Source organism: Sporosarcina sp. So3-204, from assembly GCF_058068165.1.
The window spans coordinates 2,159,264-2,173,795 of sequence record NZ_CM176485.1; the positions used below are offsets into that span (position 1 = coordinate 2,159,264).

General features: G+C 36.7%; 11 protein-coding genes. 3 read left to right on the forward strand and 8 right to left on the reverse strand.

Features of this window, described 5'->3' with window-relative positions; translation table 11 throughout:
• Positions 1-3: 3 nt before the first annotated feature.
• From AC3RV6_RS10530 to AC3RV6_RS10540, 3 genes are all read right to left on the reverse strand, one after another.
• Positions 4-1,347 (reverse strand): NAD(P)-dependent oxidoreductase, encoded by a 1,344-nt coding sequence (locus tag AC3RV6_RS10530; RefSeq protein ID WP_489745998.1) that lies wholly within the window; start codon positions 1,345-1,347, stop codon positions 4-6.
• 28 nt (positions 1,348-1,375) lie between these two features.
• On the reverse strand, positions 1,376-2,779 hold the full coding sequence (gene hydA, locus AC3RV6_RS10535; RefSeq protein WP_489745999.1) for a dihydropyrimidinase: 1,404 nt from the start codon (positions 2,777-2,779) through the stop codon (positions 1,376-1,378).
• Positions 2,780-2,977: 198 nt separating this feature from the next.
• Positions 2,978-4,225 carry a Zn-dependent hydrolase gene (locus AC3RV6_RS10540; RefSeq protein ID WP_489746000.1) on the reverse strand — a complete coding sequence of 416 codons (1,248 nt, stop codon included), beginning with the start codon at positions 4,223-4,225 and terminating at the stop codon, positions 2,978-2,980.
• A 156-nt stretch (positions 4,226-4,381) separates the two neighbouring features.
• On the opposite strand from AC3RV6_RS10540, the gene AC3RV6_RS10545 reads away from it, so the two are divergent.
• The 3 genes from AC3RV6_RS10545 to AC3RV6_RS10555 all read left to right on the forward strand — a co-directional run bounded on the left by AC3RV6_RS10545 (position 4,382) and on the right by AC3RV6_RS10555 (position 9,171).
• A complete protein-coding gene (locus AC3RV6_RS10545; protein WP_489746001.1) occupies positions 4,382-5,548 on the forward strand; it encodes a PucR family transcriptional regulator in 1,167 nt (388 codons plus the stop codon).
• Between the two features lie 24 nt (positions 5,549-5,572).
• On the forward strand, positions 5,573-5,749 hold the full coding sequence (locus tag AC3RV6_RS10550; RefSeq protein WP_489746002.1) for a hypothetical protein: 177 nt from the start codon (positions 5,573-5,575) through the stop codon (positions 5,747-5,749).
• An 812-nt stretch (positions 5,750-6,561) separates the two neighbouring features.
• Positions 6,562-9,171 carry an HD domain-containing phosphohydrolase gene (locus AC3RV6_RS10555; RefSeq protein ID WP_489746003.1) on the forward strand — a complete coding sequence of 870 codons (2,610 nt, stop codon included), beginning with the start codon at positions 6,562-6,564 and terminating at the stop codon, positions 9,169-9,171.
• 785 nt (positions 9,172-9,956) lie between these two features.
• Here AC3RV6_RS10555 and AC3RV6_RS10560 read toward each other — a convergent pair.
• The 5 genes from AC3RV6_RS10560 to AC3RV6_RS10580 form a co-directional block, all read right to left on the reverse strand.
• On the reverse strand, positions 9,957-10,523 hold the full coding sequence (locus tag AC3RV6_RS10560) for a YdhK family protein (protein WP_489746004.1): 567 nt from the start codon (positions 10,521-10,523) through the stop codon (positions 9,957-9,959).
• 121 nt (positions 10,524-10,644) lie between these two features.
• Positions 10,645-10,971 (reverse strand): four-helix bundle copper-binding protein, encoded by a 327-nt coding sequence (locus tag AC3RV6_RS10565; RefSeq protein WP_489746005.1) that lies wholly within the window; start codon positions 10,969-10,971, stop codon positions 10,645-10,647.
• A gap of 128 nt (positions 10,972-11,099) precedes the next feature.
• Entirely contained in the window at positions 11,100-12,158 is a 1,059-nt protein-coding gene (locus AC3RV6_RS10570) for a stage II sporulation protein P (protein WP_489746006.1), read from the reverse strand.
• A 104-nt stretch (positions 12,159-12,262) separates the two neighbouring features.
• Entirely contained in the window at positions 12,263-13,780 is a 1,518-nt protein-coding gene (locus AC3RV6_RS10575) for a multicopper oxidase family protein (protein WP_489746007.1), read from the reverse strand.
• Positions 13,781-13,893: 113 nt separating this feature from the next.
• Positions 13,894-14,412 (reverse strand): hypothetical protein, encoded by a 519-nt coding sequence (locus tag AC3RV6_RS10580; protein WP_489746008.1) that lies wholly within the window; start codon positions 14,410-14,412, stop codon positions 13,894-13,896.
• Between the last annotated feature and the right edge of the window lie 120 nt (positions 14,413-14,532).

Here is a 14,532-nt window from a genome sequence, read left to right on the forward strand (position 1 = left end):
CCTTTATAAAATCTCGCTCGGTTTTCTTAAACGCTCATGAATAATGTTAGCAGCATCTTTACCTTGCTGTGCAGCTGTTACTACCATTGCTTCCCCTTGGCCATTGCCGAACACGACATCTCCACAGGCAAACACTTTTTCATTCGATGTTTGCATATTCGTTTCGTCAATATCTACTACCCCGTTTGTATGCTCTAATCCAAACGCTTCAATGAGAGGGACAAAGCGCGTTTGTCCAATTGCTTTAATGACAGCGTCTAACTCTATAACAAACTCAGATCCTTCGATTTCCTCAGGTCTTTGCCTACCGTCTGCACTCGCCTCTCCAAGCTTCATCTTGACGCATTCGAGTCCCACTACTTTACCTTCCGCATCACCAATAATTTGTTTCGGCGCTGTCAGCCATTTAAACCCAACGCCATCCTGCTTGGCAAATTCATATTCAAATAGGTAGGCAGTCATCTCTTTTTCTGTTCTTCTATAAAGAATGTCTACTTCGGCCGCCCCAAGTCGTACAGCACAAGTTGCACCATCGATAGCAGTGTTACCAGCACCGATGACAGCAACACGTTTACCGACTAAGTCTTCTGTCAGTACACCGACTTTCGTTTGCTTTATAAACTCAATCGCATCATGAACGCCAACTAATTCCTCACCTTCAATGCCAAGATTAGGCACGGCCCCCATACCAACCGCTAAAATAACGCTATCATATTGCTCTAAAATTTCCTCTGCAGAAATATCTACACCAACTGTTGTGTTTGTTTTAATGTCCACACCTAGCTTAACAACTTGCGCCACTTCCCAATCCACTACATCGTTCGGTAATCGGAATGACACGATGCCGTAGTTGTTCAAGCCACCAGCCTTTGCTTCTGCTTCAAAAATCGTGACACTATAGCCGAAGCGACTTAACTCACGTGCAGCCGATAAACCAGCTGGACCAGCGCCTACAATGGCTACACTTTGTCCATTTGTTTCACCTTTTTTAAATAGCTCGACGTCTGATTCTATCGCCCAATCTGTTGCGTAACGTTGCAATTGCCCAATTTTAATAGGCTTTGTCGAAGAATGTAACACACATGCCCCTTCACATAATTCCTCGGTCGGGCATACTCGCGCACAGCTTGCACCTACTGGATTGGCCTCCATAATCGTCATGGCCGATCCTTTCAGATTACTGGAAGCTATTTTTTTGATGAAATTCGGAATTTGAATACTTGTCGGACAAGCTGTTATACAAGGTGCGTCATAGCAGTACAGACAGCGATTAGCCTCTTCTAGTGCTTCGTTTTTTGTCATCTTGCCAGTCATTTCCACAAAATTTCTTTCGAGTTGCGAAGTCATTTAAACATTCCCCCTCATGGATTGATGTTTACACATTGATTGTTGGTGCAGTTGTCGGCTCTAGTGCACGCTTGATATATCGACCACTCCCTAATTCTCCTACAAATTGTTTATCTTTAATGACGTATTCACCACGGACAAGTACACTGATAGGCTCTCCTGTCACTTCCCAGCCCTCATACGGGTTGTAGTCGACATTCATATGGTGAGTGTTTGCTGAAATTTCACGTTTTACAGTAGGGTCAAATATTACGATATCCGCGTCAGAACCAATAGCAATTGTTCCTTTTTGTGGATATAAACCGAAAATCTTTGCAGCACTTGTCGAAATCATATCGACGAAGTCATGGATAGAAATTCGTCCTTTGGCCACACCTTCAGAAAATAAAATGCTGAAGCGATCTTCGATAAACGGTCCACCATTTGGAATTTTAGAAAAGTCATTTAAGCCTAATTGCTTTTTCCCATTAAAGCTAAATGAACATTGGTCCGAGCCAATTGTTTGTAGTTGCTTGGTTTTTAACGCATTCCATAAATGTTCTTGATGGTATTTTGGACGAAGTGGTGGTGACCAAACATATTTTGCTCCCTCGAAGCCTGGCTGTGCTAATGCTGACTGATCAAGCGTTAAATAAGGTGGACATGTTTCCCCATAAACGTCATAACCTTTTTCACGCGCTGCTATAATTTCATCTAAAGCCTCTTTGCACGTCACATGTACAACATAAAGCTTTGCTCCTGCGATATGCGCTAGTTCAATGGCCCGTTTCGTCGCCTCCCCTTCTAATTCTGCGGGACGTGTCAGTGCGTGATAAATTGGTGCCGTCTGCCCAGCACGCTTAGCCTCCTCCACTAATTCGTCGATGACTGAGCCATTTTCACAGTGCACCATAACAACAGCGCCCATGTCTTTTGCTATTTTAAAGGCTTTGAATAGCGTACGGTCTGTCGCTTGGAATTCTTTCGCATAAGCCATAAATACCTTAATTGATGTAATCCCTTCCTGCTCTAGTACTAACGGCAACTCGGCCTCTGTTTCAGGTGTTAAATCACCAATCATTAAATGGAAACCGTAGTCAATGGCTGATTTGCCCTTTGCTTTTACATGCCATTTTTCCAAAGCTTTCGTAAGTGTTTCTTCACCCGCGGATAAGCAAAAATCTAAAATGGTCGTCGTCCCACCAAATGCAGCCGCAATTGTACCAGACTTCCAATCATCGTCTGTTACTGTATTATTGAAAGGCATATCCAAATGCGTATGCGGATCAATTCCTCCAGGCATTACGTATTTACCCGTTGCATCTACAATTTCCGCTCCGTCAACTGATAAGTTTTTGCCAATTTGAACGATTTTACCGTTCTCTATTAAAATATCAGCCTCATAAATATCAGAAGCTGTTGCAATGAGTCCACCTGTAATCACTTTTTTCACATTACCCTCACCTTTCGATTAATGAATGTAAAGTTTATCAATATCTGTAAATATGTTGGCTCAACACTATGAGTCGTCCAACCTTCACGCCAATCAACTAGCAATTTAAAAATGATATGCACATTAATTAAACATTTTGCAAAAATTTTAGTCATAAACCAATGTGCTTGCGAATGATAGTATTCTAGCCTGTACTCATCATGAGTTTAGTGTGTATTTTTCGCCCATGCTGAACTTCGTTTGTAGTGTCAACACGGTTTCTAATAACACATCTGCCCCTTTTGTACAGTCTTCAACTGATGTTTCTTCCTCTTCACAATGACTTTTCCCGTTAATACTTGGAACAAAAATCATTGCCGAGGGGATGAAGCTAGCGATATACTGCGCATCGTGCCCCGCCCCGCTGAACATTCGCTGGGAGGTGTAACCATGTTCATAACATGATTTTTCCACTTCATTGCAAATTGCTTCATCAAAAAATACCGTCTCCCGCCCCCATAACTTGACCGGGCGAATCTGACAACCATTTTCCTCTGAAGCTAAGTCTGTCAATAGATTCTCCACTTTGCGCATCACTTCTGGATTTTGATGACGCGAATCCATAGTAAACACTACTTCGTTCGGAATGACTGTATGAATATTTGGTGACACGTGCATACGCCCAAATGTGAATACAAGCTCTTCATCGATTTTGCCCAGCTGCTCATGCAAAGACGAAATTATTTGAGTTGCTAAAATCATCGGATCTTTACGCATCGACATCGGCGTTGTCCCAGCGTGATTTGATTCACCTGTCACGGTAATTTCATAGCACACCATTCCTAAAACACCTTCGACCACACCAATTTCACGTTGCTTTGCTGCTAATACCGGTCCTTGTTCAATATGCAGCTCGATATAAGCAAGAGCTTCTGTTAAACGATTTCCTTGCTCCCCCTCATAGCCACTCCCCTGTAATGCTTCTTGAAAAGTAATGCCATTTTTATCGAAAGACTGTAACATTTTTTCTTTACTGAATTTAGAAGCAATGACACCGGAACTCATCATCGCTGGATCGAAGCGTGCACCTTCTTCATTCGTAAAATTCACAATCATTAACGGGATCTCGAGCTCGATGTTGTTTTCTTTTAACGTTCGTATCGCCTCTATTGCTGTTAAAATACCTAAGACACCATCAAACCTCCCACCTTTTTCAACCGAATCTAAATGTGATCCTATTACAATAGGTGGGCAATCTTTTTTTCCCGGTAGAATCGCGTAGATATTTGCCATATCATCTACTTGAATATTCATGCCTAACTCTTTGCATATTTCACAAAAATAGTCTCTCGCTAATACATCCTCTTTTGAAAGGGACAAACGGGTTACGCCCCCATTGGAAGTTGCACCAAATTGACTGAACTGTTCAATTAACCCTTGCAATCTACTACTATTACATTTAAACATATGCAAGTCCCCTCTTTCTTAGTTATTCAAAAGTTGCTTATTACTAAAATTGTAAAATAGAAAGTATTCAGAAGATATAGATAAAAAACTAAAAAGATATGTGCAAGTGCACATATCTATGGTACGGTACTTGTATAACAAGGGGGGGCGACTGTTATGGGGACAATTGGCAAAATCGTAGAGGGAACTCTTTTTCCAATGCTGACATTAGTAGCTGGGCAAGGTGGTTTGTATCGTAGAGTTACAGGTATTAACGTAGTTGAATGCAGTGATTTAATCACGTTTTGCCGGCCAAATGAATTAGTTGTGACAACAGGCATTAACTTTCCACACAAAAATACATCCTTAGAACAACTCGTTAAACTGGCGCACACTAAAAAAGTGGCTGGTTTTATCGTGAATACTGGACCAAATATTCCTGACATTCCTGAATCAGTCATTTCGTTTGCCAATGAGCATGAATTACCCATTTTTCAAATGCCATGGGATCGCCGTATAGCCGATCTTTTAAAAACGACATTTCAATTTATCGCAACTCACGAACAAGAACAATCCAACGAAGACCAAGTCCTTTACAACTCTCTGTTTCACTACAAACAGCACGTCGATTCCACAAGGCAAAATTTAATACAACTTGGATTTCCACAAGGTACAGAATTGGCCATCATCACTTGTACAACAACAGACAAACGCAGCATTGAACGTTACGAGGTCCTCATTCAGTTTGCATTCCAAAATAGATATAAACGCTTTTTAAGGCTCAAGCATAAAAACCAGCTCATATTTCTTATCAGCCGAACACAAATCACTACATCCAATAGCACATTCTCAAAAACAGTTGAGGACATTTACAACAAAATCACCAAGGTAAATGGCAGCTTAAATGTCATCATCGGCAAAGGAAGTTTTTATGAAGACTACGAAAATATCCATAAAAGCTACAAAGAATCACTAACTGTCATCCAATTAGCACAGCTGCACAAGAACCGCTTCTTATATAAATATAAAGAAATTGGCGCCTATAAAATTATTATGGGTGTGCAAAACCGAACATTAATTGAGTCCTTTAGCCAGGATATTCTTGGACAGCTTTATCGATATGATTATTTGCACAACACTGATTACGTAACATTTTTACGTATTTTCCTTGAAGAAAACGGCAGTACGAGTAAAATTAGTGAACGTCTTTTCATTCATCGCAACACTGTCTTATATAAAATCAAAAAAGTAGAAATGCTTTTAGACATGGACGCCTCCAACCCTTTTACAAAAACCAATTTGTATATGGCCTTTTTAATAGAAGATGTGTTGATGCATCAATAATTTTGCGTGATAGTAAGAGGATTTATGGAAGAAATTACACGGGAAACTTCATTTGGACAAGGGTTTTTCAGGATTTTAGATAAAGGGGAAGAATTTGAAAAACAAATAGTGATTTTAATGACGGCGTTGATAACTCGACTGCTGCAGTTTTTAGTAATGATATCATCATCTCCCTACACAAAGAAGACACCTTCTCCATAGTTTGGCATCTTGATAGTGTTACAAAAGGAAAATTACTTCTTTTTGTAGCACTAAATTAAAACCAGATGCTTAAAATCATTATTAATTTATAAGTTTTATTTATAAGCGTTGCACAATGAGGCACCCCGAAATTATATCCTTCTAATATCACAATTATTATCCACTGTAACAACCCGCGAGCAACCAGAACTATTACTGTGAGTTCTGCCACAGAGAATACAACCACCATTTATTAAGTTATTAGATTTCATTTTTCACCACCCTTCTCTACTAATTTACTCAACTATTTGAGTATTTCAGCATCACTCCAAACATCTTAGGTATCTTTCACTAAAGTTAATGAGAAAATAAAGTTTTATAGTAGGTTAAAACTCCTGTATAATAGAGTTTATGCATTGACTTATTATAAAGCAGAGGTACATAGGGAATTTGCACACATTCTATCAATAATCCACTGACGGCGTGGCAGATGGAATACTGTAAAGTTGCTTTAAGCGCGGGACCTTTAACTTATTGGGTCATGTGTTTTTTTATTTTAAATGGAAATTTTAAAATCGTAGTATATATTGAAGGAGAAGTGGATTAAAAATGTTGGATTATACCGTTGAAACAAACAATTATATAGAGGATGTTGTGTCCATATTGGAAGAGGGCTTGAAAGAAAAGATATTTTCAGCGTTGTGGACTTTTGTTTTGGCCGCAAAGTTAAATGGTAACCACAAAGAGTTTTTAGAACTCTCGAATAAACGGTGTAAGGTGAATGGATTATCTTCTGAATTTACAATTCATACTAACTCTAGTGTGGTGTTATTTTGTTAACTGTTCGTTTGAATGATGGGTTAATTGTAAATACAAATAAAGAGTTTACAAATCTTTTAGGTTATAATCACGATGAATTTATTGAAAAAACCTGTCTTGGGATAAACTTATATGGAAATCCTGAAGAACACAATAGGATAATAAAGGAACTGAGTGAAAAGGGTTCATGTGATCCTAAAGAAGTAATTTTCAAACGGAAAGACGGAACTAGCATCACAGGATTAATGTCATTTGAAATAGTTAATTTAAGTGCCGGTAAATATATTTTTAACAATATCCATAACATTACAGAGCACAAAGGGATGGAACGGAAAGAAGATATTACGTGCGAACTTAAATCGAAGGTTCAAGAGCTTGTTATTCAAAATGACGAAAAAGAAAAACGGGCTGCTGAGTTAATCATCGCGAACAAAGAACTTGTCTTTCAAACAGAAGAGAAAGCAGATCGGGCTGCTGAGTTAATCATTGCGAACAAAGAGCTTGTTTTTCAAACTGAAGAGAAAGCAGAACGGGCCGCTGAGTTAGTCATTGCGAACAAAGAACTTGTCTTTCAAACAGAAGAGAAAGCAGATCGGGCTGCTGAATTAGTCATTGCGAACAAAGAGCTTGTCTTTCAGACCGGAGAGAAAGCAGATCTGGCCGCTGAGTTAGTCATTGCGAATAAAGAGCTTGTCTTTCAAACGGGTGAAAAAGCAGATCGGGCTGCTGAATTAATCATTGCGAATAAAGAGCTTGTCTTTCAAACAGGTGAGAAAGCAGACCGGGCTGCTGAGTTAGTTATTGCGAACAAAGAACTTGTCTTTCAAACAGAAGAGAAAGCAGACCGGGCTGCTGAGTTAGTCATTGCGAACAAAGAACTTGTCTTTCAAAATGATGAGAAAGTAAAACGGGCTGCTGAGTTAACCATTGCGAACAAAGAACTTGTCTTTCAAAATGAAGAGAAAGCAGACCGTGCCGCTGAGTTAATCATTGCAAACAAAGAGCTTGTCTTTCAAAATAATGAAAAAGAGAAACGGGCTGCTGAGTTAATCATTGCGAATAAAGAACTTGTCTTTCAATATGGCGAAAAAGAAAAACGGGCTGCTGAGTTAATCATTGCGAACAAAGAACTTGTCTTTCAATATGGTGAAAAGGAAAAACGGGCTGCTGAGTTAATCATTGCGAACAAAGAACTTGTCTTTCAAAATGAAGAGAAAGCAGACCGTGCCGCTGAGTTAATCATCGCGAACAAAGAACTTGTCTTTCAAAATGATGAGAAAGCTAAACGGGCTGCTGAGTTAATCATTGCGAACAAAGAACTTGTCTTTCAAAATAATGAGAAAGCAAACCGGGCTGCTGAGTTAATCATTGCGAACAAAGAACTTGTCTTTCAAAATGATGAGAAAGCTAAACGGGCTGCTGAGTTAATCATTGCGAACAAAGAACTTGTCTTTCAAAATGATGAGAAAGCAAACCGTTCTGCTGAATTAATCATTGCAAACAAAGAACTTGTTTTTCAAAACGATGAAAAAGAAAAACGGGCTGCTGAGTTAATTATTGTGAACAAGGAACTTGTCTTTCAAAACGATGAGATCTTATTTCTTAGCTACCATGACCAATTAACAGGATTATATAACAGAAGATTTTACGAAGAAAAGTTAAAGAGACTTGATACAATAGAAAACCTTCCTTTGACAGTAGTTGTAGGAGATATAAATGGTTTAAAGCTGATCAATGATTCCTTTGGACACGCCATGGGAGATGAGTTGCTGAAAAAGGCTGCAGAAGTAATTAAAAAAGGCTGTAGGGCTGATCATATCGTTTCTAGGACTGGCGGGGATGAGTTTGTTATTCTATTACCTAACACGGAGGCTTTTGAAGCAGAGATAATTATCAAACGCATCAGCGAACAATTATTACTTGATAAAGTTGGTTCAATTGATATTTCTATTTCGTTTGGTTTCGAAACTAAGAAAAATAAGGAAGATACTATTCAAGAAGTATTAAAAAAAGCAGACAAACATATGTATAACAATAAACTTTTTGAAAGCCCAAGTATGAAGGAAAAGACCGTTGATATTATCATTAAAACTCTTCACGAAAAAAATAAAAGTTTGGAACAACACTCCCAAAGAGTTTCAAAACTATGCGAACGTATGGGAGAAGTTCTGGGACTATCTATATATAAAATTAAGGAACTCAGTACAGTTGGATTACTTCACGATATAGGTAAAATAGCAATAAATGAGAATATACTCAACAAGCCGAGTAAGCTTACCGAAAATGAATGGAAAGAAATTAAACGCCATTCAGAAATCGGCTATAGAATTCTAAATACAGCCAATAATATGTCAAAAATGGCGGAGTATGTATTATCTCATCATGAAAGATGGGATGGGAATGGCTATCCTAGAGGCTTAAAAGGAGAAGAAATACCCTTTGAGTCAAGAATTATAGCAATTACAGACGCCTATGACGCTATGACCAGTGAAAGGGCTTATCACAATGCTAAGTCAGTTGAAGATGCAGTAGCAGAACTACAAAAAAATGCAGGTATTCAGTTTGATCCAGAGTTGGTAATTTTATTTATTGAAAAGGCTTTAGGTAATAGTATAAAAATGTAATATTATAAGAGGAAAGTTGAAATTTAAATTCTTTTTAGCTGTTTAATCTTTTTTTGGTAGCGTCTAGTGTTGTAGAGATGAATATATAATTAAACGACTTTTCCAATTCTCCGTACTGGAAATATTTTCTTACATAATATAGTTCACATTTCAAAGAGCCCCAAAACCTTTCGATTGGCTTATCTGCTTTATATTTTTAATTTAAATATTTTGTGATTAATTTAAGTAACACTCTAATATTTTTCTAAAATTACAGAGGTAGCGGAAAACAAATCGTTCTCCCAACCTCTGATTTACGTTTATCTTATCTAAATTTTTACGGTGTTTGAAATATAAACAAGGATAAAAGTCATCACCAGCATCTCGTGCATAGGATGTGGCTAAACAATGTTGAAAGGAATTAGATAGAAGCAAAGTAAATTTATTATCTAAACTAGATAAAATATATTTCTGACAAATCAAAAAAGAAACGTCAGTTATCAGACGTTTCTTTTTCGATTTCAATATTAAAATACTTTTTTAAGAAATCTTTTTCTTTTTCTAAAGTAAAAATCTCTGTCGCTCGTCCTATAGTTCCATATAAAAGAGCTATTAAAATTTGTGCTGAATCTTTTTCTGAGAAGCAAAAAATATAACTACTTTCACCAGTAGAACACTGACTTAATAACATATAGAATATATTTTAACTTTAATAAAACTTGTGGGAAATCACAAATTCATTAGATATCATGGCTTAATCAAAATCTTTCACTGTTGGAATTCAATAGAATACCTTTGTACAATCTTTATTCAGGAGATAGTTCACTATCTATTACCCATTTATGATTTTTAACTTCTTCTCCGCCAGTAGTTGGCTTGTAGTCAATCATATAGACTGTGGTTTCTTCAGCTGACTCTATAACCGCTTTTGCTCCTTTCATATCTTTCATATGATCTGCCTCTACCACAACCTCTGTTCCTTTTCCAAACGTCTTGTCACCGGCATCTTTCATTTCTTCTTGAATAACCCATTTATGATTCTCCACTCTTTCTCCACCAGTTACTGGGGTATACGATATTACGTAAGCTGTAGTATCATATGCACCTACGATCGTTGCTACAGCGTCTTTCATACCTTTCATATGGTCGGTCATAATAATTGCTGTACTTCCCACTTTAAAATTCGGATTTTCAGCCACTTTCAAGTTTTTTGGGACTTCACTCGAGCCTGAATGGTTCTTCTCCATGTCCATATCGATATCTTCTTGTTTGATTTCATTGTCAGCTGGACTTTTCTCGTTGCTTACCCTATTTCCACATCCACTTAAACCAAATATTATTGCAGCGCATAACACAAATAATTGCTTTTTCATCTAACTCGCACTCCTTTTATTTCTTTGTATTTGATAATAAACCTGTTAGTCAAGAAAGATAAACAGGGATATTCCATGACACGAAATAGCCCCGTTAATATTTCATTCCATTTTTAATAGTTTAAGCTACCATTTGTCGACATGCATCAGCGCATTTACGGCAAGATTCAGTACAACGTTGACAATGATCGTGATTATGCTTTTCACACTCTGCTGCACAACGTTCGCAAATTTCAGCACATAGGTCTAAAATGTCTTTAGTAAATGGACTATTACGTGTAATTGCTTGTGCCGCATACGTACATATATCTGCACATTCACGGTCCAAACGAATACATTCAGCCATCATTTTCACGTCTTCTTCTTTTAAACATGCATCAAAACAGCGATTACATGCTTCCAGACATTCTAAACATGCTTTTAGGGCTTCTTCGTATTTAGTATCCATGGACTCACCTCCTGACGTTATTTGCACTTAGGAATATTTTCCCCTAAAAAAGCGTTTTAAAACTGAAAAACTAAAAATCCTTAAAAAATCCTTATTTCTCTTTACGTGTTGGACTTCATATAAACCGATTACTTTTCTTGATGCCAATAATAGTCACTTAGTACATCTGCTAATACTTCTGTAGTCCGATTCAGTTCTTCCAGTGTATTATCGACACCACCGATTTCTACAATAACTGCATTCGGAGATATATCTTGGTTATAAACACCATTCCCTTGAGTGCTATCTTTTTTTATTATTCCTTTTGACAAACCTGGGTAATGCTTAGATAGAAATCCATCTAACCCTTCTGTGAATTGAAGATTTTCGGCATAATTTTCATGACCAGTACCTACTACGAATAACAGGCGCGCAAAATTTACTCCATTTAATTCTTTAGTAGTAGAATTTTTACGCAAAGAATCTCGGTGAATATCCAAGAAAATTTCCAAGTCTTTGTTTTCTGCACGCGCAGATTTTACTCTTTCACCTGACAGCATATAAGAACTACTAAAGTTTAGTCCTCTCAAACTAAGTTCTTGAACAATATCAGTTGAATCCACTTCCGTCCCCATACCTCTTCTTTCCAAAGCTTTTCCGAGCATTTCACCTACTAACGTAATATTCGCTTTCGAGTGGTAAGCATCTTCTGGTTTATTAGTATCTTTAATGTAGGGTAAAAAAGATTCTCTACTATGTGAATGATAAATATATATGACATTTCTTCCAAAAGTAGAGTGCACGGATTCTCTTGGAGTGATTTGGGGTGTCTTCATATTTTCAAAAACCGCATCAAATTTCTCCTGGTCAAAGCTTCTATCTTTTAACAAGTCTTTCATAGCTGGATTAAATTCATCTCTATCTAGTTGTTCCAAACGAAATTCAGGTTCAATATTTTCATCTACTAATCCGTTTAATGAATTTGCCAATTCTTTTTTGAAATTAATTTTCAAATCTGATACGACATCCAATTTATCCAGCAATGAATGTTCTTCAATCTCATCACCTGAAAAAAAGAACATAAGAAATAAAAAAATTAACAACCAAATGCCAAAAAGAGTAGTTGCTATGTAAAGTAAAATAACGAGTAGTTTTTTCTTTTTCTTATTATATTTTTCAACAGTTGGAAGTACTATAAAATTCACCACTATTCATGGAAATTTTAAAACAGTGAGTGTAATCGAACACACACTCACTGTTTTAATAATGACAACTCTACTTATCAGTTTTTTTACATATCATTGAATCAAGTCTATTTCACTTCAATTTGTCCCATCATCCCATTGTCCTCATGTTCAAGAATATGACAATGGAACATATACACACCTTTATGCTTAAATTGTATCGCTATTTTCACTTTTTCTCCTGGATGAACGGATATGCTATCTTTCCAACCTTGTTCATTTTCCGGGGGTTCTTCCCCATCTCTTGAGATTATTTTAAACTGTGTTCCATGAATATGAAATGGATGAATCATGCCGCCCATCATATCTTTTTTGTTGTAAATTTCCCAAACCTCTGTGACCCCTTGCTGTTGTGTGAAATCAATTCTTTCAGGATCAAATTTCTTCCCATTTATCGTTACCATATCCATCATTCCGAAAAGTTCTATCTTCTTAGTGATCGGCAAATTTTTCTCTTCTGAAGTTAATGAGAAATTATTCAGTGTCTCTTCTATTTCTCCAGTCTTTCCACCTTGACCCAAGACATCAAACGGCAAAAGGATAGACCCATCCTCATTTATTAATGCCAAGTCATTTGTAGTATTAAGCTCTGAAAAATCAACAACAATTTCAGCTCGTTCTGAAGGTGTCAGTGTAATTTCGTTTAGTGTCACTGGTGCATTTAAAAAGCCACCATCCGTTGCTATTTGAATAAAGGAGTCTCCTGTATTCAATTTAAATGTAAAATTCCTCGCATTCGATCCATTTAATAAACGGAGACGTACTTTCTCTTTGTTTACAGTCAACTTGGGATTAAGTGTCCCATTGATTAATAACGTATCCCCGATTGTTCCGTCATCATTCATTACGGCTCTGTAATTCAATTGTTTCTTATCATCAAATGTTTTATCTTGAAAAATTAACGGTATATCATTCTTCCCATAATCATTTGGTAATCCAAGACTTTTTGAATTGTCATCTTCAATATATATCAATCCTGCAAGACCATTATATACCTGTTCAGAAGTTTTCCCTTCTGGATGAGGATGGAACCAAAGTGTTGCCGCTTCTTGTTCCACTTTAAATTCAATAATCTTTTCTTCTCCCGGTTTAATAACATCATGGGGGCCGCCATCTGCATCTGCCGCCACTTCCAGTCCATGCCAATGAAATGTTGTATTCTCATCGAGCTCATTTATCGCTCTGATTTTCACAGTATCACCTTTATCCAAACGAAGCATTGGTCCTAAAAATGTCCCATTGTAACCATACGTATTTGTTTCAATGCTATCAAATATTTCAGTTTTCCCTATTTGTGCTCTTACAGTGTATGCGACTTCTTCTTTGTTATCACGTTCAAGTATTGATGGGATTTTTAATTCATTATTCCCTGTTGAGTCATTTAAACTTATAACCTCATCATGGCTCATATGCTCATTTTCCATCATGTCGTCATCCATATCCATCATGGAATGATCCATTTCTTCTTTGCCGTTATTCATAGTTGAATGATCTGTCTCATCGGCAGGATTTGAATTGTTATTGCTGCAACCGCTAATAACCAGTAAACTCATTGCTAAAATGGCAATTTTCATCTTTATACTCATTTATATTTCCCCTTTACTCTAACCTTTACTTGAGTAGTATAACAAGAAAATATGAAAAAACTATGCACATTAAACTCCTTCTGAATTACTTCAAAATATTAGTAGATTCTCTTTTACTTTTTTGATAAGCCCGTTAAACAAAAGCATGTAACTAAAGCAACCAATGAAACAAAAATTGCAAATATGAGTCCGATAAAAGCCATAAATGTATCATTTTCTGGCGTTCCAGATTCTAAATTAACGATCATAAACACACAAGCAAGGATTAGGAAAAGAAAAAAACTACTACCGATTGTGCTCATTATTAACCTTTCCATTTTTCCTTTTTCATCAGCATTATGAATAGCTATCCATAAGTATAAGCTTACACATGTCGCTAATAGCATCATTATCAAATGGATATACGGGATATTTAGCAACCCTGATAAGTAAATCAATGATACCGCTAAAATCATCAAAAAAGCATTTAAAGAAAATAAAAATATACCGCTGACCCATTCATTCTTAAACCATCTTGCATTTAATAATATCCGGACTATAAAGTTGTTTCGATTTAATAATTTTATGAAAGTTTGTTTATTAAGCAAGAAAACAATTATAGAAAGAGTCCCTAGTAACAATATAATCGACATAGACATCTACTCCTTCACCTATTATCATCATCCAAAACAAACATGATTTCTACAATCAATTCAAATTATTTTCAAACTTCTTCCATTATTATTAACGATACCTGATAGTAAAGGTTTCCT